The sequence below is a fragment of the Amycolatopsis jejuensis genome (genome assembly GCF_000717335.1).
GTDB classification, from domain to species: domain Bacteria; phylum Actinomycetota; class Actinomycetes; order Mycobacteriales; family Pseudonocardiaceae; genus Amycolatopsis; species Amycolatopsis jejuensis.
The window spans coordinates 211,186-236,710 of the sequence record NZ_JNYZ01000004.1; the positions used below are offsets into that span (position 1 = coordinate 211,186).

General features: G+C 68.2%; 28 protein-coding genes. 4 read left to right on the top strand and 24 right to left on the bottom strand.

The annotated features are described in order from the left end of the window. Positions 1-5: 5 nt before the first annotated feature. From OO71_RS05725 to OO71_RS05740, 4 genes are all read right to left on the bottom strand, one after another. On the bottom strand, positions 6-554 hold the full coding sequence (locus OO71_RS05725; RefSeq protein WP_245633586.1) for a GNAT family N-acetyltransferase: 549 nt from the start codon (positions 552-554) through the stop codon (positions 6-8). Positions 555-579: 25 nt separating this feature from the next. Then, positions 580-1,026: a VOC family protein gene (locus OO71_RS05730; RefSeq protein WP_033288557.1), complete on the bottom strand. Its 447-nt coding sequence runs from the start codon at positions 1,024-1,026 to the stop codon at positions 580-582. An 84-nt stretch (positions 1,027-1,110) separates the two neighbouring features. Next, complete coding sequence (locus OO71_RS05735) at positions 1,111-1,578, bottom strand: dihydrofolate reductase (protein ID WP_245633575.1); 468 nt, start codon at positions 1,576-1,578, stop codon at positions 1,111-1,113. A 14-nt stretch (positions 1,579-1,592) separates the two neighbouring features. Next, positions 1,593-2,390, bottom strand: coding sequence for a thymidylate synthase (locus OO71_RS05740; RefSeq protein ID WP_033288558.1), 798 nt, complete (start codon positions 2,388-2,390; stop codon positions 1,593-1,595). Between the two features lie 228 nt (positions 2,391-2,618). Between OO71_RS05740 and OO71_RS05745 the strand changes: the two genes are divergently transcribed. Together OO71_RS05745 and OO71_RS05750 are read left to right on the top strand one after the other, a co-directional pair. Further along, positions 2,619-3,302, top strand: a complete 684-nt coding sequence (locus tag OO71_RS05745) for a papain-like cysteine protease family protein (RefSeq protein WP_051791042.1) — start codon at positions 2,619-2,621, stop codon at positions 3,300-3,302. A 36-nt stretch (positions 3,303-3,338) separates the two neighbouring features. Continuing rightward, positions 3,339-4,094, top strand: coding sequence for a hypothetical protein (locus OO71_RS05750; RefSeq protein WP_245633576.1), 756 nt, complete (start codon positions 3,339-3,341; stop codon positions 4,092-4,094). A 6-nt stretch (positions 4,095-4,100) separates the two neighbouring features. Here the strand turns inward: OO71_RS05750 and OO71_RS05755 are convergent, their stop codons facing one another. Together OO71_RS05755 and OO71_RS05760 are read right to left on the bottom strand one after the other, a co-directional pair. Continuing rightward, positions 4,101-5,051 (bottom strand): helix-turn-helix domain-containing protein, encoded by a 951-nt coding sequence (locus tag OO71_RS05755; protein ID WP_051791044.1) that lies wholly within the window; start codon positions 5,049-5,051, stop codon positions 4,101-4,103. A 394-nt stretch (positions 5,052-5,445) separates the two neighbouring features. Then, positions 5,446-5,874 (bottom strand): MarR family winged helix-turn-helix transcriptional regulator, encoded by a 429-nt coding sequence (locus tag OO71_RS05760; protein ID WP_156096187.1) that lies wholly within the window; start codon positions 5,872-5,874, stop codon positions 5,446-5,448. 113 nt (positions 5,875-5,987) lie between these two features. Between OO71_RS05760 and OO71_RS05765 the strand changes: the two genes are divergently transcribed. After that, a complete protein-coding gene (locus OO71_RS05765) occupies positions 5,988-7,049 on the top strand; it encodes an LLM class flavin-dependent oxidoreductase (RefSeq protein ID WP_033288560.1) in 1,062 nt (353 codons plus the stop codon). Further along, positions 7,046-7,588, top strand: a complete 543-nt coding sequence (locus tag OO71_RS05770) for an NAD(P)H-dependent oxidoreductase (RefSeq protein WP_033288561.1) — start codon at positions 7,046-7,048, stop codon at positions 7,586-7,588. Before OO71_RS05765 ends, OO71_RS05770 begins: the two co-directional genes overlap by 4 nt. Here OO71_RS05770 and OO71_RS05775 read toward each other — a convergent pair. From OO71_RS05775 to OO71_RS05860, 18 genes are all read right to left on the bottom strand, one after another. Further along, entirely contained in the window at positions 7,578-8,579 is a 1,002-nt protein-coding gene (locus OO71_RS05775) for an ABC transporter permease (protein ID WP_051791047.1), read from the bottom strand. The two genes, OO71_RS05770 and OO71_RS05775, sit on opposite strands and share 11 nt — an antisense overlap. Further along, positions 8,576-10,087, bottom strand: coding sequence for a sugar ABC transporter ATP-binding protein (locus OO71_RS05780; protein ID WP_033288562.1), 1,512 nt, complete (start codon positions 10,085-10,087; stop codon positions 8,576-8,578). Before OO71_RS05780 ends, OO71_RS05775 begins: the two co-directional genes overlap by 4 nt. After that, positions 10,080-11,222 carry a sugar ABC transporter substrate-binding protein gene (locus OO71_RS05785; protein WP_033288563.1) on the bottom strand — a complete coding sequence of 381 codons (1,143 nt, stop codon included), beginning with the start codon at positions 11,220-11,222 and terminating at the stop codon, positions 10,080-10,082. The genes OO71_RS05780 and OO71_RS05785 overlap by 8 nt, the downstream gene beginning before the upstream one ends. 111 nt (positions 11,223-11,333) lie before the next feature. Then, positions 11,334-12,098: an SDR family NAD(P)-dependent oxidoreductase gene (locus OO71_RS05790; RefSeq protein ID WP_033288564.1), complete on the bottom strand. Its 765-nt coding sequence runs from the start codon at positions 12,096-12,098 to the stop codon at positions 11,334-11,336. Then, positions 12,098-12,565 carry a MaoC family dehydratase gene (locus OO71_RS05795; RefSeq protein ID WP_033288565.1) on the bottom strand — a complete coding sequence of 156 codons (468 nt, stop codon included), beginning with the start codon at positions 12,563-12,565 and terminating at the stop codon, positions 12,098-12,100. Before OO71_RS05795 ends, OO71_RS05790 begins: the two co-directional genes overlap by 1 nt. After that, the gene (locus tag OO71_RS05800) at positions 12,562-13,695 is read right to left on the bottom strand and encodes a thiolase family protein (RefSeq protein WP_033288566.1); all 1,134 of its coding nucleotides are present in this window, start codon (positions 13,693-13,695) and stop codon (positions 12,562-12,564) included. Before OO71_RS05800 ends, OO71_RS05795 begins: the two co-directional genes overlap by 4 nt. Before the next feature lie 15 nt (positions 13,696-13,710). Further along, positions 13,711-14,652 (bottom strand): cyclase family protein, encoded by a 942-nt coding sequence (locus OO71_RS05805; protein ID WP_033288734.1) that lies wholly within the window; start codon positions 14,650-14,652, stop codon positions 13,711-13,713. A gap of 9 nt (positions 14,653-14,661) precedes the next feature. Continuing rightward, positions 14,662-16,215, bottom strand: coding sequence for an amidase (locus OO71_RS05810; RefSeq protein ID WP_211260442.1), 1,554 nt, complete (start codon positions 16,213-16,215; stop codon positions 14,662-14,664). Continuing rightward, a complete protein-coding gene (locus OO71_RS05815; protein WP_033288567.1) occupies positions 16,212-17,396 on the bottom strand; it encodes an acyl-CoA dehydrogenase family protein in 1,185 nt (394 codons plus the stop codon). The genes OO71_RS05810 and OO71_RS05815 overlap by 4 nt, the downstream gene beginning before the upstream one ends. A gap of 17 nt (positions 17,397-17,413) precedes the next feature. Next, complete coding sequence (locus OO71_RS05820) at positions 17,414-17,719, bottom strand: DUF7508 domain-containing protein (RefSeq protein ID WP_033288568.1); 306 nt, start codon at positions 17,717-17,719, stop codon at positions 17,414-17,416. Further along, complete coding sequence (locus tag OO71_RS05825; protein ID WP_033288569.1) at positions 17,719-19,476, bottom strand: acyclic terpene utilization AtuA family protein; 1,758 nt, start codon at positions 19,474-19,476, stop codon at positions 17,719-17,721. The genes OO71_RS05820 and OO71_RS05825 overlap by 1 nt, the downstream gene beginning before the upstream one ends. Next, positions 19,473-19,892, bottom strand: coding sequence for a MaoC/PaaZ C-terminal domain-containing protein (locus tag OO71_RS05830; protein WP_033288570.1), 420 nt, complete (start codon positions 19,890-19,892; stop codon positions 19,473-19,475). Before OO71_RS05830 ends, OO71_RS05825 begins: the two co-directional genes overlap by 4 nt. After that, positions 19,889-20,392 (bottom strand): FAS1-like dehydratase domain-containing protein, encoded by a 504-nt coding sequence (locus tag OO71_RS05835; protein WP_033288571.1) that lies wholly within the window; start codon positions 20,390-20,392, stop codon positions 19,889-19,891. The genes OO71_RS05830 and OO71_RS05835 overlap by 4 nt, the downstream gene beginning before the upstream one ends. A gap of 7 nt (positions 20,393-20,399) precedes the next feature. Beyond that, positions 20,400-21,596: a CaiB/BaiF CoA transferase family protein gene (locus tag OO71_RS05840; RefSeq protein WP_033288736.1), complete on the bottom strand. Its 1,197-nt coding sequence runs from the start codon at positions 21,594-21,596 to the stop codon at positions 20,400-20,402. 116 nt (positions 21,597-21,712) lie between these two features. After that, a complete protein-coding gene (locus OO71_RS05845; protein WP_051791133.1) occupies positions 21,713-22,861 on the bottom strand; it encodes an acyl-CoA dehydrogenase family protein in 1,149 nt (382 codons plus the stop codon). Then, a complete protein-coding gene (locus OO71_RS05850) occupies positions 22,858-24,012 on the bottom strand; it encodes an acetyl-CoA C-acyltransferase (RefSeq protein WP_033288572.1) in 1,155 nt (384 codons plus the stop codon). The genes OO71_RS05845 and OO71_RS05850 overlap by 4 nt, the downstream gene beginning before the upstream one ends. A 10-nt stretch (positions 24,013-24,022) precedes the next feature. Then, on the bottom strand, positions 24,023-24,661 hold the full coding sequence (locus OO71_RS05855) for a nitroreductase family protein (RefSeq protein WP_084144729.1): 639 nt from the start codon (positions 24,659-24,661) through the stop codon (positions 24,023-24,025). After that, entirely contained in the window at positions 24,658-25,443 is a 786-nt protein-coding gene (locus OO71_RS05860) for an enoyl-CoA hydratase/isomerase family protein (RefSeq protein WP_033288573.1), read from the bottom strand. The genes OO71_RS05855 and OO71_RS05860 overlap by 4 nt, the downstream gene beginning before the upstream one ends. Positions 25,444-25,525 lie beyond the last annotated feature (82 nt).

The following is a 25,525-nucleotide window of genomic DNA, read 5'->3' on the forward strand; positions in this document are numbered from 1 at the left end:
CCCGTTCATGCGGCCGCCCACGCTTCCCGGGTGAGGGCGTATTCGACCTCCCCGTGTTCCGTGCCCGGAAGCGGATCGTCGAAATGCAGATGGAAAGTGCGGACATAGCTCAGCCCGGCCTTTTCCATCACCCGCCGGGAAGCGGTGTTCACCGCCATCGTCTGGGCCCACACGCGCCCCGCGCCCAGGTCCGAGAATCCTTTGTGGACCAACGCGCGGGCACCCTCCGTCGCGTACCCGCGACCCCAGACGGCGGCACGGAGCCGGTAACCGAGTTCCAGCTCACTCGTGCCACCGTCCTCCGGGGGCTGGAGGGCGAACCAGCCGAGGAACGCTCCGCTCGAGCGTTCCTCGGCTGCCCAGCGACCGGCCGGTCCCCGCTCGTAGTCGCGCAGTATCGTGGGCAAGACCTCGCGCTCGATCTCGGCGCGCGAGGTCGGGCGGCCGGTGAGGAAGCGCATCACCCGGGGGTCGCTGTCAAGCTCGGCCAAGCGCTCGACGTCCGCCTCGGTGAACCGGCGCAACCGCAATCGTTCGGTCTCCACGGCCGCCATCATCCCGGACAGGCGACCGGGCCGGTCAAGCCGCGACGTCGAGCACCCAGGTGACCCCGAATCGGTCCGTCAGCATTCCGAATGCCGGAGCCCACTGCGCGGGACCGTATTCCTCGATGACCGTCCCGCCATCCGACAGTTTCTTCCAGAATTCGCCGACCTCCTCGACGGATTCCCCTTGCACCGAAAGGAAGAACTTCTCCGTGGTGACGGTCATTCCGTTTTTCCGGGTGGTCCGGCCCGCCGGGGATGCGACAGCTTCGCCAGGAACGTCGTAGGCCATCACGCGAAACCCGTTCTCCCCGACGACCTGCCCGAAGACGACGTTACCCGCACCGGGCGCGTCCGCAGGCATGCCCAGATCACCGTACGTCGCGACACGGACTTCACCCCCGAATACCGACCGATAGAATTCCAGCGCCTCTCGCGCCTCGCCGTGAAAATTCAAATGGACGACGGCATTCACAGCCATGATCTCTCCTCAGTTCCGGTAACCCGACTGAAGCCTCGCAGCAATAGCGGCCAGGGAGTGTCCGCTACTTCCGGCGGTCCGAGATCAGTGCCAGGTGAGGAATCGGTAATGCAGCCCGGACGCCGACTCCTGCCATTCCCCGGCCGAGTCCGGCTCGCGGCCGATTTCCGGGGCTTGGACGTCGCCTTCGAAGTGCTCGCGGAGTTCCGTCACCTCGATCCGGTCCGCGAACGGCAGCGCCTCCCGGTACACCGCCGCGCCGCCCATCACCCACACGTCGCCGGTCGCCGCGGCGAGCGCCTTGGCCAGGTCGGGGAACGTCTCGACCCCGTCCTGCGGCGTGCGGGACAGCACGAGGTTGCGCCGGCCCGGCAGCGGACGGAACCGCGGCGGCAGCGACTCCCACGTGCGGCGCCCCATCAGCACGGTCGACCCTGCGGTCAGGCTGCGGAAGCGCTTCATGTCCTCCGGCAGATGCCACGGCAACGCGCCGTCGCGGCCGATGACGCCGTTCGCCGACTGCGCCCAGATCAGCCCGATCACACTGCTCACACTGCTCACACTGCTCACACTGCCACCGGAGCCTTGATGCCGGGGTGCGGGTCGTAGCCCTCGACCGCGAAGTGCTCGTAGGTGTAGTCGAACAGGCTGTCCGCGGGCTGGAGGCTCAGCGACGGGAACGGCCGCGCCTCGCGGGCGAGCTGGGTGCGGACCTGCTCGACATGGTTGTCGTAGATGTGGCAGTCGCCGCCGGTCCACACGAAGTCGCCGACGCCGAGGCCGACCTGGGCCGCGATCAGGTGCGTGAGCAGCGCGTAGCTCGCGATGTTGAACGGCACGCCGAGGAAGAGGTCGGCACTGCGCTGGTACAGCTGGCAGGACAGCTTGCCGTCGGCCACGTAGAACTGGAAGAACGCGTGGCACGGCGGAAGCGCCATCCGCGGGATGTCCGCGACGTTCCAGGCGGACACGATGATCCGCCGCGAGTCGGGGTTGTCACGCAGCGTGCGCAGTACCTCGCTGATCTGGTCGATGTGTCCACCGTCCGGGGTCGGCCACGAGCGCCACTGCACCCCGTAGACCGGGCCGAGGTCGCCGTCCGGCGCGGCCCACTCGTCCCAGATCGTGACGCCGTGCTCCTTCAGCCACGTGACGTTCGCGTCGCCGCGCAGGAACCACAGCAGCTCGTAGGCGATCGAGCGGAAGTGCACTTTTTTGGTCGTGACCAGCGGAAAGCCGTCGGACAGGCGGTAGCGCAGCTGGTGCCCGAAGACCGACCGCGTCCCGGTACCGGTGCGGTCCTCCTTCCGGGCGCCCGTGTCGAGCACGTGCTGAAGCAGGTCTTCGTACTGCGTGTCCGGCATGCCTTCGAATGTAGCCGACGACGGCATCCGGGCCGCGGACCGCCGTCCGCGTGGTTCATGTGCGGTGAACGAGCTGTGAATATTGCGAAGACGTCACCAAGGTGCCGGTCGTGGACACGGCGAACGGGGCTGTGAACGCTCACACCGGGCAGCCGGGGCATTGCCCGGCCGGAACGGGTGCGCACACAGTGATCCAGCTCCCCTTCCCCTCTGGCACAAGGAGATTCGATGGACTACCGACCTACCCGGCGGACCGTCCGGATCACGTTCGCGACCGGCGCGGCGGCGCTCGCCGTCGCGCTGGTACCCGGTGTTGCGTCGGCGACGTCCAACGGTGACGTCAGCCGGCCGCACGGGCTCGAGAAAACCGCTACCCACACGCAGGTTCGAGAGGTCCAGCCGCTGGGTGCGGCTCGGGCATCCCGGGCGGTGCAAGCAGCGAACCAGCTCGAATACAGCCAGCAGGTCCAGCAGAACGACCAGTGGTGCTGGGCCGCCGACGGCGCCAGCATCGAACAGTCCCAGGGCGGCAGCGCCTCCCAGGAGGACTTCTGCGCGGCAGGCAAAGGCGCCATGTCCGGGTACTGCCCGAACGAGGCCGCGCAGATCTACGAGATCGTGCAAGGGTTCCAGGGCACCGGGTTCTCCGCGCAGGACGCGGGCGGGCCGATCAGCTACTCCTCGATCCAGAACCAGGTCGACTCCGGAATCCTCAACCTCACCGGCATCTACTGGACCTCGGGCGGCGGCCACGCCGAGGTGATCTACGGGTACGACAGCGCGAACCAGTCGATCATGGTCGGCGACCCGTGGCCGTCCTTCCAGCGCTACCAGACCTGGGACTACCACCAGTACCAAAGCAACGCCCAGTTCAGGTGGAACGACACCGTCGTCAACATCCGGAAGGGCTGAGCGGCCGCCATGGGCACGATCTGCCGGAAGTTCGCCATGAGTGTCACCACCGCGATCGCGGCGCTGCTGCCCGCCGCAACCACCGCGGCGGCGGGGGCCTGGGTCACCCCGCCCTCGGCGCAGGACCTCGCCGCCGCGGTGCACGCCGCGAGCACGGCGCGTGCGATCAGCTTCGCCAAGTCGAACTTCCGGCAGGTCGGCCGCACCGACCCCGGCCGGATCACGGTCTCCGGCACCGGAATTCCGGTGTACACGCTCAGTCCCGGCTTCGTCACGGGCGACCCCGGCGCCCCGGCCGGAGTGCTGCGCTCCGTCGCGGTGACCGCCACCGCGGACACCGGCGCGAAAGACACCCTCCGCGCGGCGCCGGACAACCGCGCGCCGGGCGGATGGGTGGTCGGGAATGTGTTGTCCGGCAACGACGAGGAGACGTTGAGCACCCGGCTGCGCCCCGGTTCGGTACTGCTGAACGAACCCCAGATCAACGGGTGGTACGACCTCGGCCCGACGGGGGTCGTGCTGTTGCAGGCGAGTCTGCCGCAGACGCCGGTGGGGCAGTTCGTCCCGCTGGCCGACTATCAGCGCCAGGTCCACGACCGTTACGCGGACAAGCTGCCGGGCTCGGAGTACCAGCGCAACGGCGGCATCGGGTTCAAGCAGAACGTCGTGCGCTCGGATGCCGGACCTGCTGGTCCGCTGACGACCGGGCTGGTGGTACTCGGCGCCGCGGCGGTGCTGGCCGCGACGCTGACGGTGCGGCGGCGGGTGAAGAAGCGGGCCGGTCCGAGGTGAGCTGCGTCAGTCCCAGATCAGGTCAACTCCGGCGATTCCCACCCCCAGCTCCTCGAAATACGCGCTTGCCGTGGTGCCCGGGGCGCAGAACAGCGGTTCTCGTACCAGCGGAGCGAGATCCTCTCTCGGCCGGATGGTGCGAAGGCAGCGGGCGGGCAGCGCGGCCGGGTCGAAATGGAGCCGCAACAGGTACGCCGACATCCTCGACCGCACGATGCGGTGAAAACTGTCCGGGCGAACGGAAGCCGCCGGGCGCAAGGTGAAGCCGAACGTGTGGGTCTCGCCCGCCGCCAGGCTCCGGTCGAAAAGCAGCTCGAACACCATCCCCGCCGACTGGACACTCCGCCGCACCCGCCCGACCCGGCACCCGTCCACGGCGACGATCGTCGTTGCGGTGACGTCACTGCCGTCCTCGTCTTGGTGGGTCACGAGGAAACTGTCCGGCCCCGGCCGCCGCGCACGGACGACCATCGTCGACGAGATTTCCTCGGTCCGGCCCTCCGCACCGAGGGCGAGCTCGTCCACGACGGTCGCGACGTCGAGGTCTGCGTTTTCCGAAGCGCCCGGCGTCGCACACAGCTCTTCCCGTAGCGCACACGTTTCCGCCCAGCTGTGCTGAAGCTCCGGCAGCGACGGACGCCGGTCCACCTCGACCCCGGAACGGTGCGGGCCGATGAGGACGACCAAGCTGTCCGGGGGAAGGCCAAGCACCGCTTCGAGCGCACGGACGACGTCAAGCGACCGGGGCGTCGACGGGCTCCGCAGACCACGCTGCCAGTAGCTCAAGGTCGACTCGGCCACCGAAACCCCGTGCGCAGCCAGGTGCGCACGCAGCCGGGACAGCGACAGCCCGCGCCGGTCGACCGCCTCCGCGAGCGCCCGGTGAAACGGCCCGGACCGCACCACCCCGGGCACCTCGCCCGCCGACCACCGGACCGCAACGCTGCGCTGGTGCATACCGCTTCCCCTGCTCCTGCCGAGTAGCAGTCCAGCATGCGCAGTTCACCAGCGGGGGACAACCGCCCATGGTCGAAAACCGGACATTTCGCCTGAGCTGGGTGGGGTGGTGGTGGGATGGGTTGGGCAGGGTGGACGCGCTCGACCGGTCAGACGGGACCGGGCGGGCAGTCCGCCGCGCAGCCGAGCGGCCGCGACCCAGCCATACGGGACCGGGCGGGGGGCAGTCGGCCGCGCGGGCACGCTGGACGAGGCTGGCCGAGCAGGTAAATGCGGTCAGGACCGGGCGGGGCACAGCGACCGGACAAAGCGAGTCACGCGGCGGACCGGGTGCACGGAGCGGCGCAGCGATCGAACTCCACCCCTTCACTCACCCACCATCGGCACCCGGGGCTCAATCCAAATCCCGCCAGATCCGGGCCAAGAACCGGAGCTGGTCGTCATCCAGGTGGCCGAAAAAGAGAGACCGCAGGTCCTCGTGGTGCCGACGGCGGGCTTTGCGCATCAGAGCCCGGCCCGCCGAGGTGATCACGGCCTCATAGCTGCGGGCATCGACCTCCGACTGGCGGCGTTCGATCAGGTTCCGGCTCACCAGGCGGTCGGCGAGGCGGGTGAAGCCGCCGGTGGACATCAGGCGTTGTTCGGCCAGGTCCGACATTCGCAGGCCCGCCGTGCCCGCGTTGTCCAGCAGGGCCAGCACGCTGTACTCCGCCATGCTCACGTTCAGCTCCGCCAGCCCGGCCGCCAGCTGCCGCCACAAGCGGTCGTGCGTGCGCAGGAAACCGCTCCACGCCTCCTGTTCCAGGTCCCGCAGGCTTGCCATACCGGACACGGTAGCCGGGCCGTCCGCCGGGCGGGTGATCCGGGTCACCGGCGGAAATAGTTGTCTGCGCAGGCAGGTTAATCCGGGACGGCAATAGAGAGGGAGCAGGAGCAATGGCCTTCGAAATCGGCATCATGACATTCGGCGAGCTGACCAGGGACCCGGTCACCGGGGACCTGCCCTCGCCGCGGCAGCGGGTTCGCGAGACGATCGAGCAGGCGCGGCTCGCGGACCAGGTCGGGCTCGACGTGTTCGGGGTCGGCGAGCATCATCGGACCGACTTCGCCGGGTCGGCGCCCGCGATTCTGCTCGCGGCGGCTGCCGAGCGGACCGAGCGGATCCGGCTGACCAGTTCCGTCACCGTCCTGAGCTCGGACGATCCGGTGCGCGTCTGGGAGCAGTTCGCCACCATCGACCTGCTCTCGGCCGGGCGCGCGGAGATCATCGCGGGCCGCGGGTCGTACACCGAATCGTTCCCGCTCTTCGGATACTACCTGCGGGATTACGCCGACCTCTTCCGCGAGAAGCTCGACCTGCTGCTCGCCATCCGCGCGCAGAACCCGATCACCTGGCAGGGTCGCTTCCGCGCGCCGCTGGTCAACGCCGACATCGGGCCGCGGGCCGACGGGGACACGCTGCCGATCTGGGTCGGGGTCGGCGGGTCACCTGCGTCGGCGGTCAGTACCGGGCAGCGCGGGCTGCCGATGGCGCTCGCGTTACTGCTCGGGCCGATGACGCTGCACGAGCAAACCGTTGCGCTGTACCGGGAAGCCGCGACAGCAGCCGGGCACGACGCAGATGCGCTGCCGATCAGCATCAACGTCCACGGGTATGTCGGGCGCACCAGCCAGGACGCGCGCGACCTCATGTACCCCTACTTCGCCCAGGGAATGCTTGAGAACAACCACCAGCGCGGCGAGGGAATGATGCTCCCGCGGTCCGCGTTCGACGCGCAGTCGTCGCCGGGGTCCGGGCTGCTGGTGGGCAGCTCGCAGGAAATCATCGACAAGCTCCTCGCGTACCACGAGTTGTACGGGCTGAACCGCGCGCTGATCCAGATGGGCTTCGGCGGGTTGCCGCAGAAGGAGCACCTCGAAGCCATCGAGCGGCTCGGCACCGAGGTGGCTCCGGTCGTGCGGCGCGAGGTTGCGGCGCGGACTAAGGAAACGGTATGAGCGGGCTGCGGGTGGTGGTCGTCAACGGGAGCCCGAGCCGGCCGTCGAAGACGATGGGGCTCGTCGACGTCATTCTCGACGCGCTCAATCGCATGACCGCCATTGTGCCGTCGCGGGTCGACGTGTACCGCCTCGGCCCTGGGTTCGCTGGGGCGATCGAGCGCGAGGACGTTTCGCCGGAGGTGGAAGAAGCGCTGCGGCGCGTCGAGGAAGCCGACCTGCTGATCGCCGCGACACCGGTGTTCCGCGGGTCGTACCCCGGGATGTTCAAGCATTTCTTCGACCTCGTCGAGCAGTACGCGCTGGCCGGCAAGCCGGTGCTGCTGGTCGCGACCGGCGGCGGCGACCACCACGCGCTCGTGCTGGAGCACGCGCTGCGGCCGCTGTTCGGCTTCTTCCAGGCACTGACGTTGCCGGTCGCGATCTTCGCCTCCGGCGGGGATTTCGACGGCACCGTGCTGCTCAACCCCCGTGTGTACGCGCGGGTCCAGATCGCGCTGGAGGACGCGATCCGGTACCTCAAAGTGCCTACGTACTGACGCGCCGCCGGATCAACGTCGAGATGGTCACCGCCAGTACGAGGGAACCGCCGTAGAACGCGTCCTGGATCCAGCCCGTCACACCCGCCAGTTGCAGCCCGACGATGCCGGTCTGCAGGAAGTAGATCGCGATCACCGCACCGAGCGCGTTGAAGCGGCCGGGCTGGATCGCCGCGGTGCCGAGGAACACCGCGGCGAACGCGGGGAGCAGGTACGTCTGCGAGGTCGCCGGGTCGTACCCGCCGAGGGAGGCGGCGAGCGTGACCCCGGCGATCCCGCAGAACACCCCGGACGCCACGTACGAACCCATCCGGATCCGGTGCACCTGGACACCCGCGAGACGCGCGACCTCGCGGTTGGTGCCCACGAACGACATCCGCAGTCCCAGTGGGGTTTTCGCGAGCACGTACGCCACGAGGACAGTCGCCGCGAGTCCATAGTAGAACGAATGGGACAGTCCGCCGAGAGTGCCGTTGAACGCAGTGGTGAACGACGAATGCAGACCCTGCACGGTGTTCAGATTGGTCAGCCACAACGCGACTCCGCCGAGCAGCGTGCCCATGCCGAGGGTGACCACAATGGCGTTGACCCCGACCACCACGATCAGGATTGCATTGATCGCACCGATTCCGGCGGTCGCGGCAATGGCGATCAGGCTGGACAGCCATGGGTCGAGGCCGTGGTTCACGCTCAGCAATGCGGTGAGCGTGCCCGCCAATCCCATGGTCGCGGACACCGACAGGTCGAATTCGCCGACCATGAACGTCACGACCAAGGCGAGCGAAAGGAATACGAGGTGCACGGGTGAGCTGAAAATCGTCTGGAAGGTTCCGGCTTGCAGGAATACCGCGCCGTTGGTGGCCGCGAAAACGGCGACCAGTACTGCCCAGGTGACCACGAGGGAACCGCGGCCGAGCACTGCCCCACCGGCGCGCAGGAGGGCCGGGGTTGCGTGCGGAACGCGCGTGATTTCGAGTGCTTCGTCGGTCATCTGGCGGGCTCCGTCCAGGTCGCGTCGAGAATGTCGTGCGCGGAGATTGGTCCATTCAGGACAGTGGCGACGCGGCCTTGGCCGAACACCAGGACTCGGTCGCACAGCGCGGACAGGTCGCTCGCTTCGGCGGAGGCGAGCAGGATGGCGGTCCCGGATTCGGCAACGCGGTGCAGCGCTTCGAGAATGTCGCGCCGCGCGCCGACGTCCACCGCTTGCGTGGGCTCGTTAACCAGCAGCAGCCGCGGATTCTCGGCCAGCCATTTGCCGAGCAGGACTTTCTGCTGGTTGCCTCCGCTCAACGTGCCGACATTCGCCGCCGGATTCGCCGGTACGACGCCGAATTTCTTGATCGTCGAGTTCGTCGCGGTGTCGCGCCACCGGCCGACCGACCATTTCCGGGAACGGTTCGGCAGCCACGGAAGCACGACGTTGTCGCGAATGGACTGTTCTGCGCCGAGCCCTTCCACCATGCGCTGACCCGGCACGAGCACGACCCCGCGACGCGCGAGTGCCGATCCGGTCCGGCGCAGTTCTTTTCCATCCACGACAAGTTTCCCGGACGCAGGCAATGCACCGCCGAGCAAATAGGTGACCGTATCGAATCCCGACCCGGGCATGCCGGTGAGGCCGACGATCTCGCCGCGAGCCAGGTCGAGCGACAGTGGTTCGGTCAATCCGGCACCGAGCAGCCCGTCGATCCGAATGTCGCCGGGTTCGCCGATTTCCCTTTCCGGGCGGTGGAAATCCGCCAGTGCGTCACCGAGCATCGTGACGGCCAGGGTCGCTTCCGACAGGCCCTCAGTGTCCACTCCGGACGCAACACAACGGCCGTCGCGGAGCACGGACACCCGGTCGCAGTATTCGATCACTTCGTCGAGGCCGTGGGCGATCAACAGCACGGACGTTCCTTCGCGCACCAGAGAACGAAGTGTCGCGTAGAACTCGGCCAATGCGCCCGGCGACAACGCTCTGGTCGACTCGTCCAGGACGATCAGTCCGCGTCCGGCCGGGTGGTTCTGCAGTGCGCGGGCGATCGCGACCCGCGCCCGGTCCGCTTCGGACAGATGCTGCGCGAGCTGGTCCATGCTGCCCGCATAGCCCAGCCGGTCCAGTGTGCGGGCGGCATACCCGCGTTCGCGCGGCCAGTCGATGCGGCGGCTGATCCCCCGGCCCTGCATGGCGCCGATCCGGACGTTCGACGTCACCGTCCGGTCCGGCAGGATGCCGAGATCCTGGTACACAATGGACACTCCGGCGGCATGCAAGTCGGGCAGCCGCAACGGGAACGGGACCGGCGTACCGTCGATGGCGAGCCGGGCGCCGTGGTCCGGGGCGTGGTAGCCGGAGATGACCTTGGCCAGCGTCGACTTGCCGGACCCGTTCTGGCCGACCACGCCGTGGATCTCCCCGGCGCGCACCGTCAGGTCCACATCGGACAGGACACGGCGGTGCCCGAACGTCTTCGACACGCCGTGCAGCTCGAGCCGCGGCGCCGGGTCAGCCATTGATGCCCCACAGCTTGCGGAACTGCTGCGGGTACTCGACCGGGCCGAACCAGCTGCCTTCCAGCGCGGCCTCGTTGGTGAGCGGGCCGATGGCGTCGATGTTGGTCTTGTCGAACACCCGCACCGGCAGGAAGTTCGTGGTGGGGGCCGGTTTACCCAGCAGCAGCCGGAGCATGGCATCCATGGCCGCCCAGCCCCCGTAATTCCGGTTGACTGCCGCATCCGCGGCCTGTCCGCCGGATTTCACCAGCTGCATCGAGCTCAGCGCTGCCTCGATCCCGACGAACTTGATCTTCGCGCTCGGATTCGCGGTACGGGCACCGGTGACCATCATCGGGATCAGGAAGTCGAAGTTCGCAAGGGCATAGTCGATGTCGTGGTTACGCAGCAAGGCGGAACTCACGAGGGTGCTGAGCCGGTTGACCGTGCCGGTGGTGTAAGTGACCACAGTGACCGGACAATGAGGACAGTCCTTGGTGAACGTCGCCTTGCTGCCCGCTTCGATCGCGTGTGCGGCGCCGGGATCGTCGGTGTCCTCGGTGATCAGCACATTCCCTTTGCCGCCGGAATCGGCGATGATCCATTGCGCCGCAGCGATTTGCGCCTCGATGTCGCCGAGGTCGAAGTACCGCAGATTGGCGGTGTCGGTGCCGACCTGCCCGCCGGCCAGTATCGGCAGATTGTGCGCGGCGGCGTTGTCCACGGCGGTCTTCACCGCCCGGATGTCGACGCCGTCGGTGACGATCCCCGCCGCACCCGCGGAAACGGCCGAGTTGATGCACGCCGCCGCGCTGGCCGGGCTCAGCTTCCCGTCGCACACCTGCACCGACATCTTCAGCGCCTTGGCCGCGTCCTGCAGTGCCTTCAGATCCACTGCGAGTACCGGGATCTCCGCGGAGATCGGGACGAACCACAGGCTCTTCCCGGCGAGTGAGCTCAGGTCCAGTGCGGGACCGGGGGCCACGAACTTGTTCGCCGGGCCGAGCAGCTGCTGGATGTTCCCGGACCCCGCGGCGGCGGGCCGGGCGCTGTCGGTCTGAGCGGGCGAAGAGCAGGCCACCAGCGACAGCACGGAACACGCGAGGACCGCGAGCCGCGTCGATCGTTTCGTGCGCCGGATTCGGGAAGCGATCATGGCGAACCTCTCTGATCTGGGAGGTTCACGCTAAGCCGCACCGGTGCCCGGAAAGAGCCATTCCCCGCTGCGGATGGGCCGATTTACGCCGCCGGCCGTTTCGAGATTCTTTTACAACTTGGCGCCGCCGTCGACGTACAACGTCTGCCCGGTGATGTAGGAAGCTTCGTCACTGCACAGGAATGCGGCCGCCGCCGCGACGTCTTCCGGCTGCCCGACGCGCTTCACCGGGTTCTTTTCCGCACCCAGCCTGCGGAACTCGTCGACGCTCATTTTCAGCCGTACCGCCGTCGCATCCGTCATCTCGCTCACGATGAACCCGGGTGCAATGGCGTTCACCGTGATGCCGTGCGGGCCCAGCTCGATCCCGAGGGAACGGGTGAAGCCCTGCAGACCCATTTTCGCGGTCGCGTAGTTCACCTGCCCGCGTTTGCCGAGCGCGGAAGTGCTGGAGAGATTGAGGATCTTGCCGTACCGCTGCTCGATGAAGTATTTCTGCACGGCCCGGCTCATCAGGAACGCGCCGCGCAAATGCACGCCCAGCACCCGGTCCCAGTCCTCATCGGACATCTTGCCCAGCAGATTGTCCCGCGTGATCCCGGCGTTGTTCACCAGCACGTGCACGCCGTCCAGCTCGGTGACCACGCGGTCCACTGCGTGCTCGACCGCGGCGGCGTCGCTGATGTCGGCACCGATCGCCACCGCTTTCGCCGATCCCGACAACGGCAGCTCCGCGGCGGCCTCCTGTGCTGCAGCCTCGTCGAGGTCGACGAGCGCAATCGACGCGCCCTCCACCGCCAGCCGGGTGGCAATACCGACCCCGATTCCGCGGGCGCCGCCGGTGATCACCGCGACCCGTCCGTCATAACGACCCATCAAGACAACTCCTGTTCTCGATTCGGCACCAGCAACCGCACGCTTTCGGCGACGCAGGCAGGTTTCTTCTGCCCGGCGATTTCGACCGTGTACCCGATCACCGCCTGCGTTCCCGGAGCGACACTGATCAGCTTGGCGTGCGCACGAATCCTGGACCCGACGGCGACCGCTTGCGGGAATCGCACCCGATTCAGCCCGTAATTGACCGACATCCGAACGCCGCCGACGGTGAAGATTCCCCGGCCGAGCATCGGCAGCAGGGAAAGCGTGAGATATCCGTGCGCAATCGGCGTCCCGTACGGACCCGCCTCGGCCCGTTCCCGATCGACGTGAATCCACTGCCGGTCCTCGGTGGTCTCGGCGAAGGCATCGATCCGGTCCTGCGTGATTTCGAACCAATCGCCGGTACCGAGATCTTCTCCCACCGAAGCACAGAACTCGGCGATGTCGGCAAAATGCCGCGTCATGCCACCAGCTCGAAAATGGTGGCGTTGGCCTGGCCACCGCCCTCGCACATCGTCTGGAGGCCGTACCGGATGCCGCGGTCGACCATGTGGTGGACCAGCGTGGTCGCGATCCGCGCGCCGGACCCGCCGAGCGGATGCCCGAGCGCGATCGCGCCGCCGAGCGGGTTCAGCGCTTCCTCCGGCGCGTGGAACTCGGCCTGCCACGCGAGCGGCACCGACGCGAACGCCTCGTTCACCTCGAAGGCGCCGATGTCGCCGATGTTCAGCCCGGACTTCGCGAGCGCCTTGGCAGTCGCCGGGATCGGGCCGGTGAGCATGATGTTCGGGTCGCTGCCCGCGACCACCGCCGTGTGCACGCGGACGAGCGGCTGCCAGCCGTGGCTCGCGGCGATTTCCGACGTCGTGATCAGCAGCGCGGCCGAACCGTCGCTGATCTGCGACGCGTTACCGGCACTGACGACCCCGCCTTCCAGGAACGGAGTCCGCAGGCCGGCCAGGGTCTCGACGGTGCTGTCCGGCCGGATTCCCTCGTCCGTGGTCACCCTTCCGTCCGGCGTCTCGATTCCGACGATCTCCGCGTCGAAAGCGGCCACCGCGGCACGCTGATGCGAACGGACCGCATACTCGTCAAGGTCGCGGCGGGAGAACGACCATTCGCGGGCGATCTGTTCCGCACCAAGGCCCTGATTCGGCATTCCCGGCCCGTACCGCTTCGCGTACAACTCACCGATCGGCGTCTGTTCCCCGTAAGAACTCCCCATCGGCACGCGCGACATCGATTCGACGCCACCGGCAACGACGACGTCGTAATGCCCCGCGATCACCCCGGCGGCCGCAAATGAAATCGCCTGCTGGGAAGAACCGCACTGACGATCAACCGTGGTACCCGGAACTGATTCCGGCCACCCCGCCGACAGCACCGCCGTGCGGGCAATGTCGAAAGTCTGTTCGCCGACCTGGCCGACACAGCCCCACACCACGTCGTCCACTGCGGCCGGGTCCACTTCGGACCGAGCGGCGAGGGCCTGGAGCACCTGCGCGGACAGGTCCGCCGGATGGACGCCGGACAACGCGCCCGCCCGTTTGCCGAGCGGGGATCGCACTGCCTGGACGATTACTGCGTCTCGCACTTCGTTCTCCTCTGGTCAGTTCTTGCGCAACGGGAACACCCACGGGCGCAGCGGCGACCCGGTCGCGCCACGCAACCGCAGGCACGCGGCGAAGAACCCGAATTCATACACCCGCGCCGCGGCAACTTCCTCCAGATCGAGGGCTTCGATCAGCGGCGCGCCCGCCTCCGCGAGCAAATAGGTGTGTACCGGCGTGTAGTTGTCGTCATCGGTGGCCGGACCCTGCTCGACACAAATGGTGTCCGAGCCGACGATCATGGCACCTCGCTCCACCAGATGCACCGCGGCGGCTCGGGTGAGCCCGGGCGGGTTTTCGCCCCACGCCACGTGGTCCGGCCACTCGCGCATCCGACCGGTCCGTACGAGCACGACGTCGCCCACCTGCAGGTCGATCCCCTGCGCGGCAAGGCATTCGTCGATATCGTCGGGCGTGATGCCGTAGCGGTCCGGGAGCATGTCGACCCCGCGCAGCGCGGCGAAATCGAGCAGTACCCCGCGGGCGACGATGGGCGGCATCTTGTCCGCGCCGGACACCTGCCAGTGCCGCGACCCGAGGTGCTCGCGTTCGGTGAAATTGTTGTAGATCTTGCCGTGGTAGCCGTAGTGGTTGAGCGTGTCGATATGCGTGCCGGTGTGGGTGTACATCAGGATCGAATCGCCGGAATAGCTGACGTACTCGGTCATGTCCTTCGAAATACCCGGCAGGCCCTCGTTCACCGTGCCGTGCGGGGTGTGCGTCATCCAGATCTGGTACGCCGGGTCGCCGATCATCTGCCACGACGGCATACCGATGAAATAGTCCACCGACAGGTCGAACATCTGGGTGGGATCGATCCGGCTCAGCACCGCGGCGCGTGATTCCGCGGTCATCAGGTTGAGTCGCCCGATCTGGTCGTCCGGCCCGTACGGGCTCGTGGCCACCGCACGGTTGGCGCCAGAAGCTGGGTTGTCAGACATCATTGTCTCCTAGAGATCCGGGGCGGCCAGGTGGAATTCGGTGCGCCGCTGGTAGGCATCGGCGACCCGCAGCACTGCGGCTTCGTCGAACGGTTTTCCCGTCAGCTGAAGGGATACCGGCATTCCCGCGCCGTCGTAGCCGACCGGCAGCGCACACGCGGGGAACCCGGTGAGATTCCATTGTGGAGTGAAGGACGCGCTCGACCAACGGTCCATCATCGTGGGATCGGTCTCGTCGAGCAGCCGGGCACCGGTGGGCATGGTCGGCATCGCGAGCACGTCGCAGTCGCGCAACGCGTCGGCGGCTTCCCCACGAAATGCGGCGGCGATTTTCTTGGCCTGTACATAGTCGGCACCGGTGAACAACGCGCCGCGGGCGAGCAACCCACGGACGTAACGACCGTAATCGGACCACCGCACGGACAAATCGTCTCGATGGGACGCGAATCCCTCGCACAGCAACACAATGTTGTTCGCAAACCGGGCGACGTCGGCATTCGGCAGGCTCACCTCCGACACCGAAGCACCCGCTTCCCGCAGCACGGACAGAGCGGCCAGCACCGCATCCGCGACCGGTTCCGCAACATTCCCCGGGTCGAAGAAGTACCCCTTCGGCACGCCGATCCGCACTCCGCGCACGGAACCGTCCAACGCATCCACATAGGACGAATCGGCCAGCACCTCCAGCAGCGCCGCACAATCCCAGGCGGAACGCGCGATCGGACCCACCGTGTCGAGGCTCGGCGCCAACGGCACCACCCCGTCGAGCGGAACGCACCCGTGAGTCACCTTCAGCCCGGTGACCCCGTTGAGCGCGGCCGGATGCCGGATCGACCCCGAGGTGTCGGTACCCAGTCCGCCGAGCGCCAGCCCCGCCGCCACCGCAATTGCCGTACCGGAACTGGACCCACCGGCGAACCGATCGGCGGCCCAAGCGTTGCGGGGAGCCGGAAATCCTTTCTCCGGATCGTTCAACCCCAACGCATACTCACTGGTCGTCGCCTTGCCCACGACAATCGCGCCGGACGAGCGCAACCGGGCGACCGCGGGCGCATCACCGGCAAACTGCGCAGGTACCACCCGGCTGTTCGCGAGCGTCGGCCCTTCGGCGGTCGCGATGACGTCCTTGATGGCCAAGGGAATCCCGTGCAGTGGACCACGATCTTGCCCGGCGGCCAGCTCGCGGTCGGCCAGTTCGGCCGCCGCCAATGCCGACGACCGAAACGTGCTGACGTACGCCCCCAGCCGATCGTCGAGCCGATCGATCCGCGCGAAGACCTCACCGGTCAAGTCCCGAGCGGTAACCGACCCGTCCCGCAGCTTCTCCCCGGCCGACCGGATCGTCTCGGCCGCAACCGAGGGAGGCGTGAAAGAAGCAGCCGTGGCAAACGTCTTCGGCGACGACATATCCCGAGCGACACCGTCCTGCGCGGTGTGGTGCACCTCGTCGGCCTGGTACCGCAGCGTCGCGTAATCACCGGCCAGCGACGCCAGCTCGTCGCCAGGCACCCTCAGACCGGCCGCCGCCAGCATCGCCCGGACACGCTGCTCGTCGGGAGTCATCGGTCGAGCAGGCTCTTGTAGCGGCCCCGCAGCAGGTCGCGGCTGATGATCATCCGCTGGGTCTCGGTCGAACCCTCCCCGATCCGCCGGATCCGCAGCTCGCGGTACCACCGTTCGAGCGGCAGATCCTTCGCGACGCCGTACGCGCCGTGGATCTGGATCGCCCGGTCGACCACCCGCGCCGCCGCCTCCGTCGCGACGATCTTCGCGATCGCCGCCTCGGTGCGGAACGGCTCGCCGCTGTCGGCACGCTCGGCCGCGTCCAGCGTGACGCACGCAGCAGTGCGCAGGTCGATCTCGTTGTCCACCAGCATCCATTGAATCCCCTGGTGGTCGGCGAGGGCAGCGCCGAACACGGACCGCGTCGGGGCGTACTCGACGGCCATCCGGTGCGCCAGCATCGCCACGCCGAGGCAACCCGCCGAGTACGGGATCCGGTTCTTCGTAAGCCGCTCGCTCGCCAGCGAAAACCCCTTGCCGACCTCGCCGAGCACCGCGCCGGCGGGCAGCCGGACGTCCTCGAACGACAGCTCGGTGGGGTAATGGCCGGACCGCAGCGTGTGGATCACGCGGCGCACGGTGAAGCCCGGCGTGCCGGCGTCCACGATAAAGCAGGTGATCCCGTCGCGGCCGGACTCCTGGTCGCCGGTCCGCGCGAACACCAGCCCGAAGTCGGCCTGGTCGGCGCCGCTGATGAACGTCTTGCTGCCGTTCAGGATCCAGTCTTTCCCGTCCCGCTTGGCACGGGTCTGGATCGCGCGAGCCGGATCACTGCCGCCGGATGGCTCGGTGAGCGCGAAGAACGACCGCTTTTCCGCGCGCAGCACCGGATGCAGGTACCGCTCCTTCTGTTCCTCGGTGCCCTCGTAGAGCTGGCCCATGTCCGGCTGCCCGAACGCCGCGTAACACGGCGCGTACAGCCCGGCCCGATGCTGCGACATCTCCATCGCCAGCAGGGTGCGCGTCACCAGGTCGACGCCGGCGCCGCCGTATTCCTCCGGCACGTCGAGGTTGTACAGGCCCATCTGCTTCGTCTTGGCGGTGAGCCGCGCCAGCACGTCCGCGCTGACCTCGCTCTCGTCCGGGTCGAGGTCGTGCTCCAGCGGGACGATCTCGGTGCGCACGAAGTGCCGGACGTTCTCGATCAGCGTGCGCTGCACGTCGTCGATGGCAAAACCCATGGTCGTTCTCTCCCGTTCTAGTTCGCCCGGACGTGCCCGGCCGGTGCTTCCGCGCCCCGCAGGTTCCGCGGCGACCGGCCGGTCTCGTTCCGGAAGACCTGCGCCAGCTCGCGATACCGCGACAGATACGCGTTCGTCCGCTCGTACCGGAACTGCAGGCCCTGGCCGAGGCATTCTTCGAGCGCGCCACGCAGGCCGAACGACGTGCGCCCGCCTGCGTAATCGATGATCGTCACGCCGTTTTCGTCGGCCACCTCGAACACCCCGACGCATCCGGGCAGCGCGGCCACGTTCTCCGCGGTGAGCGGAATCCAGTCCTTCATCACGAGCCCTCCGTCCCGGCGAGCAGCCTCCGCGGAATGTCGACATGTCGGGAACGCACGTACTCACCCAGTCCTTTCGCCTGCGGGTCCGGCCGGGTGGTGGCCGCGACGCCGTCGCCGAGCAGGCCGCGCACCACGAAGTTGACCGCCCGCAGGTTCGGCAGTTCGTACCTCTCGACGGGAAGATCGGCGGCTTCGGTGAGCAGCGCGCGCAGGCGGGCCTCGTCGAGATACGCGACCAGCCATTCGTACGCCTCGTCCGTGCGTGCCCAGAGGCCGATGTTGGCGTCGCCGCCCTTGTCTCCGGAGCGGGCGCCGATCAGCCGACCCAGTGGTGCGCGGACGGTATCTTCGTCGAGTCCGGCAACGGTTTGCCGGTGTGGCGCCGGAGGTTCGAACTTCTGCCGCGGCGGCTCTGGCACCGGCAGCCGCGGTCCGTCGGCAAACACCACCTCCGGGTGCAGCACCTCCGCGGGTACGAGCGCGGGCCAGTAGATCCCGAACGCACTGCCCGCGCGACCGGCCTGCTCGACGTACAACCCGGGGTACCCGGAGAGGCCGATTTCCGCTACTGCATCGAAGAACCGGCGGCCGACCTTGCGTTCGTCCGGATCCTTCACCGTGATGCGCAGCCGGGCTTCCGCCTCGGGGTTGCCGGGAGCGTCCGCATGATCGGTGCGGATCAGGCGGACATCCGTCTCGTCGCAGGTGTCCTCGCCGCCGAGCGCGTCGAACAGCAGCCGCATTGCGTAATCGGCCTTCAGTTCGACGTCGAGCCCGGCAATCATCAGCGTGGCACTGTTGCGATACCCACCTTGGTAATTGATGCACACCTTGACGGTTTCCGGCGCGGGATAACCCTTTACGCCACTGACCCGTACTCGGTCGACACCATCGGAAGACAGTTCGATGGTGTCAAACCGGGCAATCACATCAGGGTTGAGGTATTCCGGCGTGGTGGTCTCGTACAGCGTTTGCGCGGTCACGGTTTCCACGGTCACCGCACCCCCGGTACCGGCGTGTTTCGTAATCACACTCGACCCGTCCGGATAAATCTCCGCGAGCGGGAATCCCGGACGGCCGCGGTACGGGATTTCGCCGAAGAACGCGAAATTGCCGCCGGTGACCTGCGCGCCGCATTCGAGGAGATGTCCGGCGACCACGGCACCGGCCAGCGCGTCCCAGTCGTCGGGCTGCCAGCCGAACGCCCACGCGGCAGGCCCGGTGACCAGCGACGCGTCGGTGACCCGCGGGCACACCACGAGGTCCGCGCCACCGCGCAGCGCCTCGGTGATCCCCCAGCCGCCGAGGTACGCGTTCGCGGTGACCGGCTCGATCCCGGCGAGCGGCTTGCCGGTGCCGAGGTGGGCCAGCTCGTCCTGCAGTTCGGGGAGCCGGTCGAGAAGATCGTCGCCCTCGACGTGCGCGATCCGCGGCGCGAGCCCGAGCCGCTCGGCCAGCCTGCCGAGGTCGGCCGCGAGCCCGCCGGGGTTGAGGCCACCGGCGTTGGTGACGACCTTGATCCCGCGGTCGAGACAGGTGCCGAGGATTTCCTCCATCTGCGCCAGGAACGTCGACGCGTAGCCACGTTCCGGATTGCGCTGGCGCAGTTTCCAGAGAATGAGCATGGTGAGTTCGGCGAGGTAATCGCCGGTGAGGACGTCGAGATCGCCGCCCTCGACCATTTCCCGGGCCGCCGAAAACCGGTCGCCGAAGAATCCCGAGCAGTTCCCGACGCGAAGCACTCCCGGGGTCATCGGGCAATCGCAATCGTCGCCGAACCCTCGGCACACACGGCGCCGTCGGATTCGCGGGTTTCGGTCAACCGGACGTGCACGAGGCCGTCCGGTTCAATACCGGTCACCTCACCGCGGCACACGAGTTCGTCACCAGGCACCGCATACCGGCGCACGGACACTTCGAGTCGCGTGAGCCGTCCGGCTTCCCCCATCCAGCCGGTGCACAACGACACCAGGAAAGCGCCGTGCAAATGGGACTGGACGAGCACGTCCGGATATCCCTCCGCTTCGGCGTAATCCGGGTCGAAATGGATGCGGTGGGTATTCCAGGTGACCGCGCTGTACCGGAACAACTGCAGCCGCGACGGCGTGCGCCGGAGTTCGGGCAGCTGGTCGCCTACCTGTACCGAGTGGACCGAGTGGACAGTGGTCACCGGACGAGCACCTTCCTGGTCGTGGTCACGTACACGCGGCCGTCATCGTCGAGGTAGTCGTCGCGATAGCGGACCACAATGAGGGGGCCGCTGCGGCCTTCGCGCAACTCGGCGTCGACGAGCGTCGAACGCTCCTGCAGCGTGGTCCCGGCCGTGACCGGCGCATGGAATTCCATGTCCTCGCCGCCGCCCATCACGCGGACACCGCTGGTAGGCAGCCCGTGCAGGTGGATTTCGGCGGGGGTGCCGTCGGCGCGCAGGTCGTCGGTGGCGTCGCCCTCGTCCCACACCGAAACCGCGGTGACCAGGTTCGGCGGCGCGACGACGTCGGCGTACCCGCGGCTGCGGGCGTACTCGGAGTCGTAGTACAGCGGGTCCGACTCGCCGATCGCGCGGGCGTAACGGCGGATCAGCACGGCAGTGACCGTGCCGAGACTCCGCGTGACCGCGACGCCGGCTTGGGTGCGGATCGAGCCCAGCAGGGCTTCGTCAACAGTCATGGTTCTCCTAGACGACCTTGTCTTCGCGCAGTTTTCGGACGTCCGCACCGCTCAGCCCGAGCTGCTGCGCGAGCACGTCCTCGGCGTCGGCCCCGAGGGCGTGGGACGGCTCGGGCGCAACGGGCGCGGAGTCGGCGAGCCGCAGCGGGCTGCCGAGCACGTACGACGGCGTGCCGGACGCGTCGGTGACCGGCCGGAGCATCCCGTCGGCCCCGACCAGCGGCCCGGCCAGCACGTCGGACAGGCTGAGCACCGGCGCGCACGGCACCTCCGCCGCCTGCAGCCGGGTGACCAGCTCGTCGCGGCCGAGCCCGGACGCCCACTTGCCGACCACGTCGTCGATGTGGTCCATCTGCGCGACCCGTGCGGGCGGCGTGGCGAGGTCCGGGTCCTCGGCCAGGTCCGGCCGGTCCATCAGCAGGCACAGCGACCGCCACTGCTTGTCGGCCATGCACAGGATGGCGACCCAGCCGTCGGCCGCCGGGTACACGTTGTACGGGCAGACTGCGAGGCCGCCGTGCCGGTTGCCAGTGCGCTCGGGCAGCGTGCCGCCGCTGTCGAGGTGCCCGGCGATGCTCGACGTGAGCGACGGGAGGACGGCGTCCTGCATCGCGACCTCGACGTGCTGGCCGCGGCCGGTGCGCGTGCGCTGGTAGAGCGCGGCGGTAATGGCCCCCATCAGGTGGGTGCCGCCGAAGAAGTCGGCGACCGCGGGACCGGCCTTCGTGGGTGGCTGGTCGGGGCTGCCGGTGGTGGCCATGACCCCGGTGACGGCCTGGATCGTGAGGTCCATGGCCCGCGCCTGCGCGTGCGGCGAGGAGGGGCCGTACCCGCGGCCGGAGGCCAGGATGATCCGCTCGTTCGCCTCGGCGAGTACCGGGTACGAGAGCCCGAGCCGGTCCAGCGCGCCGGGGCTGAAGTTCTCGACGACGACGTCGGCGCGCGCGGCGAGCTTCAGGAACAGCTCCTTGCCGCGGGGCTGCTTGAGGTCCAGCCGCAGGCTCTTCTTGCCGCCGTTGAGCAGGTCGAAGGCCGCGGTCTGCTTCTCGCCGAGGACCCGCCAGCGCACTGGCTCGCCGCCGAACGGCTCGATCTTGATGATCTCCGCGCCGAGCTGCGCGAGCAGCGTGGTGCAGTACGGGCCGTTGTAGACCTGGCTGAGGTCGAGGACGAGAATGCCGTCCAGCGCGCGCGTGGTCGTCAAGGGAAAACCTTTCCCGCACAAGAGGAACTTCCGGTCCGGAGCGGACAGCGCCACTGCCGTCCCGGCGGGTGTCCGAAAAACATACTACTCCGTAGGTCGAAGGTCAATGGCCGCGGTCACAGGCTGCGCGCGATCAGTTCCTTCTGGATCTCGTTGGTACCACCGTAGATCGTCTGCGCACGGGCGTCGGCGTACAGCCGCGCGATCGGGTATTCGGTCATGTACCCGTAGCCACCGAACAGTTGCAGGCATTTGTCGATCACGCGGCATTGCACGTCGGTGAGCCACCATTTGCACATGCTCGACGTCGGCAGGTCAAGGCCGGTCGAGAGATGGGTCGTCATGCATTCGTTGAGGAACGTCCGGGCGACTTTGGCCAGCGTGGCACATTCCGCGAGTTCGAACCGGACGTGCTGCATATCGAGCAAGGGCGCCCCGAACGCGTGCCGTTGCTTGACGTGATCCGTCGTCACGGCTACTGCCAGTTCCATTGCGGTTACCGCGGTGATTCCGATGATCAAGCGTTCCTGCGGGAGCTTTCCCATCATCATCGCGAAACCCGCGCCGGGCTCGCCGAGGAGGTTTTCCGCCGGGACGAGGACGTCGTCGAAGAACAGTTCCGTGGTGTCCGCGCCGTGCTGGCCGATTTTCGCCAGCGGGCGGCCCCGGCTGAACCCCTTCGCGGACGCGGTTTCGACCACCAGCAGCGAGATTCCCTTGGCACCCTTGGCCGGGTCCGTCGAACACGCCACCACGACCAGGTCGGCACTGCCACCGTTGGTGATGAAGATCTTGGCCCCGTTGAGCAGCCAGCCCTCGTCGGTGCGAACCGCGCGGGTACGGATTGCCTTGAGGTCCGAGCCCGCCGACGGTTCGGTCATCGCCAAGGCGCCGAGCAGTTCTCCGGTGGCCATTTTCGGCAGCCAGCGACGGCGTTGTTCTTCCGTTCCGTAGTGGTAGAGGTAATCCGCGACGACCCCGCTGTGCATTGCGTTTCCCCACGACCGGTCGCCGTGTCGCGCATAGGCTTCCTGAATGGTCGCCTGGTGCAGGAAACTGCCGCCACCGCCGCCGTATTCCTCGGGGATTGCCGTGCACAGCAGGCCGAGCTCCCCGCACCGGAGCCAGAATTCCCGGTCGACTCCGCGTTGCGTTTCCCATTTCTCCCGGTTCGCCGGGACTTCACGGTCGAAGAACGACGTCGCCATGGCGAACAGGTCGGCCGCGTCGCCGGTCATCCACGGCCGTGGGGTCGCGTCGATCATCGGTCCCCCGTTGCGCAGCGTTCCAGCACGGTCGCGGTACCGAGGCCGCCGCCGCAGCACATGGTGACCAGCCCGTACCGGCCGCCGGATCGTTCGAGTTCGTGGACCGCCTTGGTGATCAGGACCGTTCCGGTCGCCCCGAGCGGATGCCCGAGAGCGATCGCGCCGCCGTTGACGTTCACCCGGTCCAGGTCCGCGCCGTGTTCCTTGACCCAGGCGAGCACCACGGACGCGAAGGCCTCGTTGATCTCGACGACATCGATGTCGGCCAGCGAAAGCCCGGTGCGAGCCAGGGTTTTCGCGGTCGCCGGGATCGGGCCGGTGAGCATCAGCACCGGATCGGACCCGACCAGCACGGAATCGACGACCCGCGCTCGCGGCCGCAACCCCAGCTGGTCGGCCCGCTCGCGGCTCATCAGCAACACCGCGCTGGCCCCGTCGGAGATCTGCGACGAGTTCCCGGCGGTGTGAAAGCTCGCCGGGACCCGGTCCGGCTGGTTGAGTTTCAACCCGGCGAGACCGTCCATTGTGGTCGCTCGCAGCCCCTCGTCGCGGGTGATCGGCATCGGGACGAGCTGGCTCGCGAAGCGGTCCTCCGCCCAGGCTTGCGCCGCCCGGTCCTGCGAACGTTTCGCGAAGGCGTCCAGCTCCACGCGGCTCAGACCCCAGCGTTCGGCAATCCGGTCGGCGCCTTCGAACTGGATCGTCGGCTCGTACACCTCGGCGTACCGGCCGCCGCGCGGAAGGCCGTGTACCCCGTCCGGCGGCGTGGTGCTGCCGAGCGGGACCTGGCTCATCACCTCGACGCCGCACGCGATGACAACGTCGGCCAGGCCACCGGCGATTTGGGCGTGGGCCATCAGATGCGCTTCCTGCGACGACCCGCACTGGGCGTTGACCGTGGCCGCGGGCACCTCCAGCGGGAGACCCGCGGTGAGCCACGCGTTGCGGGTGACGTTCGCGGCCTGCATTCCGAGCTGGCTGACACAGCCGCCGACGACGTGGTCGACCTCGCTGCCGGTGAGCCCGTTGCGCTGCAGGAGCCCGCGCAGCACGTCGCCGAGCAGTTCGTTGGCGTGCACGTGCGCCAGCCCGCCGTTGCGTTTGCCGATCGGGGACCGGACCGCGTCGACGATGACGACTTCTCGCATGACTTGCCTTTCAGTCGGTCCAGCGGTTCCACCGCGTGATGTCTTCGATCGGCGGGCGGCGGGCCGGTTTGAAGTCCTCGCCGAGCGTGTACGCGACGGGTAGCAGGGCGATCGGGGTGCCGTTGTCCGGCAGGCCGAGCAGGGCGCGGTACTGCGGCTCGCGCTTGCCGCCGAACGGCGTGGTGAGCGTGGAGCCCATCGCACGGGCGCGGAGCGCGAGCTGCAGGCTCCAGATCGCCGGGAAGATCGACCCGTAGAACGCGGCCGGCGGTGTCGACCGCGGCCCGTCCGGGAGTTCCTCCACCCACGGCACGATCAGGACCGGCACCCGCGCGAGGATTTCCGTCAGCCGCAACGCGCTGTCGAATACCCGCTGAGTCTGCGCGTCGTCCACCCGTTCCCGGCGGCGTTCGATCCGTGGCACGGTGTCCCGCGCGTACAGTTCGGCGACGCCTTTCCGGACCTCGGGATCGTCCACCACCAGCCAGCGCCACATCTGCCGGTTGCTGGCGGTCGGCGCCTGCACGGCAAGGCGGAGACAGTCGAGGATCACCTCGCGTTCCACCGGGCGCTCGAGGTCGAGACGGCGGCGTACCGACCGGGTGGTGGCCAGCACGTAGTCGGTTGCCTCGACGTTCAGCCTGCTCATGCGTTGTCGGCCTTCGCGAGGAACCGGTCGACCTGGATTTTGACGTCCTCGGTGCCGAACGATTCGTACTCCGCGGCGAGCGCGAAGTTGAGCACGGTGTTCGCGGAATCGAGCAGGTGCATGTTGAGCGCGCGCTTGGTGTCGCGCGCGGCCTGCGCGGGTAGATCGGCGAACCTCTGCGCGAACTGCTTCGCGACCGACAGCACGTCCGCGGTGGGCACGACCCGGTTGCACAGGCCCATCCGGAGTGCGTCGGCGGCCGGCACCCGGTCGCCCAGGAGGATGAACTCCTTGGCCACCAGCAGGCTCGTGAGCCACGGCCAGGAAACCGCACCGCCGTCGCCTGCCGCAAGCCCGACCTTGACGTGCGGGTCGCTGAGGAACGCGTCCTCGGCCATCACCACGAAATCGGACATCGACGCGAGGCTGCAGCCGAGGCCCACCGCCGGGCCGTTGACCGCCGTGACCACCGGCAGCTCGCACGACATCATCGCGCGGGCCAGCCGTTCCCCCTCGCGGATGTCGCGGCGCCGGGCGACCGGATCGTGGTGGTTGCGGATGAAGTTGGGCAGGTAGCCCCCGGCGCTGAAGGTGCGCCCGGCGCCGGTGAGCACGACCGCGCGGGCCTCGGTGTCGTCGGCAAGCAGATCCCAGACGCGGCGAAGGCTTTCGTGCAGATGGTCGTCGACCGAGTTGAGCTCGTCCGGCCGGTTCAGGGTGACGATGCGCAGCGGCCCGTCCTCCTCCACCAGCAGGCTGGGAGCCAGGCGCGAGTAGTCCATGGGGTCCTCCGGTTCGGTGCCTGCGAAAAAAACCTACGTGGTAGTATGTCATTCCCGGCACGCCCGGCGCAACGGCAACTCC

What these genes read in the sequence shown, in the direction of transcription:
- OO71_RS05725 (WP_245633586.1), bottom strand. Translation starts at nt 554, where the DNA reads ATGGCGGCCGTGGAGACCGAACGATTGCGGTTGCGCCGGTTCACCGAG.
- OO71_RS05775 (WP_051791047.1), bottom strand. Translation starts at nt 8,579, where the DNA reads ATGACCGACGAAGCACTCGAAATCACGCGCGTTCCGCACGCAACCCCG.
- OO71_RS05790 (WP_033288564.1), bottom strand. Translation starts at nt 12,098, where the DNA reads ATGGGTCGTTATGACGGACGGGTCGCGGTGATCACCGGCGGCGCCCGC.
- OO71_RS05825 (WP_033288569.1), bottom strand. Translation starts at nt 19,476, where the DNA reads ATGACCCCGGGAGTGCTTCGCGTCGGGAACTGCTCGGGATTCTTCGGC.
- OO71_RS05785 (WP_033288563.1), bottom strand. Translation starts at nt 11,222, where the DNA reads ATGATCGCTTCCCGAATCCGGCGCACGAAACGATCGACGCGGCTCGCG.
- OO71_RS05820 (WP_033288568.1), bottom strand. Translation starts at nt 17,719, where the DNA reads ATGAAGGACTGGATTCCGCTCACCGCGGAGAACGTGGCCGCGCTGCCC.
- OO71_RS05795 (WP_033288565.1), bottom strand. Translation starts at nt 12,565, where the DNA reads ATGACGCGGCATTTTGCCGACATCGCCGAGTTCTGTGCTTCGGTGGGA.
- OO71_RS05850 (WP_033288572.1), bottom strand. Translation starts at nt 24,012, where the DNA reads ATGCGAGAAGTCGTCATCGTCGACGCGGTCCGGTCCCCGATCGGCAAA.
- OO71_RS05815 (WP_033288567.1), bottom strand. Translation starts at nt 17,396, where the DNA reads ATGGGTTTTGCCATCGACGACGTGCAGCGCACGCTGATCGAGAACGTC.
- OO71_RS05760 (WP_156096187.1), bottom strand. Translation starts at nt 5,874, where the DNA reads ATGGCAAGCCTGCGGGACCTGGAACAGGAGGCGTGGAGCGGTTTCCTG.
- OO71_RS05750 (WP_245633576.1), top strand. Translation starts at nt 3,339, where the DNA reads ATGAGTGTCACCACCGCGATCGCGGCGCTGCTGCCCGCCGCAACCACC.
- OO71_RS05805 (WP_033288734.1), bottom strand. Translation starts at nt 14,652, where the DNA reads ATGTCTGACAACCCAGCTTCTGGCGCCAACCGTGCGGTGGCCACGAGC.
- OO71_RS05810 (WP_211260442.1), bottom strand. Translation starts at nt 16,215, where the DNA reads ATGACTCCCGACGAGCAGCGTGTCCGGGCGATGCTGGCGGCGGCCGGT.
- OO71_RS05845 (WP_051791133.1), bottom strand. Translation starts at nt 22,861, where the DNA reads ATGATCGACGCGACCCCACGGCCGTGGATGACCGGCGACGCGGCCGAC.
- OO71_RS05770 (WP_033288561.1), top strand. Translation starts at nt 7,046, where the DNA reads ATGAGCGGGCTGCGGGTGGTGGTCGTCAACGGGAGCCCGAGCCGGCCG.
- OO71_RS05855 (WP_084144729.1), bottom strand. Translation starts at nt 24,661, where the DNA reads ATGAGCAGGCTGAACGTCGAGGCAACCGACTACGTGCTGGCCACCACC.
- OO71_RS05740 (WP_033288558.1), bottom strand. Translation starts at nt 2,390, where the DNA reads ATGCCGGACACGCAGTACGAAGACCTGCTTCAGCACGTGCTCGACACG.
- OO71_RS05755 (WP_051791044.1), bottom strand. Translation starts at nt 5,051, where the DNA reads ATGCACCAGCGCAGCGTTGCGGTCCGGTGGTCGGCGGGCGAGGTGCCC.
- OO71_RS05860 (WP_033288573.1), bottom strand. Translation starts at nt 25,443, where the DNA reads ATGGACTACTCGCGCCTGGCTCCCAGCCTGCTGGTGGAGGAGGACGGG.
- OO71_RS05745 (WP_051791042.1), top strand. Translation starts at nt 2,619, where the DNA reads ATGGACTACCGACCTACCCGGCGGACCGTCCGGATCACGTTCGCGACC.
- OO71_RS05780 (WP_033288562.1), bottom strand. Translation starts at nt 10,087, where the DNA reads ATGGCTGACCCGGCGCCGCGGCTCGAGCTGCACGGCGTGTCGAAGACG.
- OO71_RS05730 (WP_033288557.1), bottom strand. Translation starts at nt 1,026, where the DNA reads ATGGCTGTGAATGCCGTCGTCCATTTGAATTTTCACGGCGAGGCGCGA.
- OO71_RS05765 (WP_033288560.1), top strand. Translation starts at nt 5,988, where the DNA reads ATGGCCTTCGAAATCGGCATCATGACATTCGGCGAGCTGACCAGGGAC.
- OO71_RS05835 (WP_033288571.1), bottom strand. Translation starts at nt 20,392, where the DNA reads ATGACTGTTGACGAAGCCCTGCTGGGCTCGATCCGCACCCAAGCCGGC.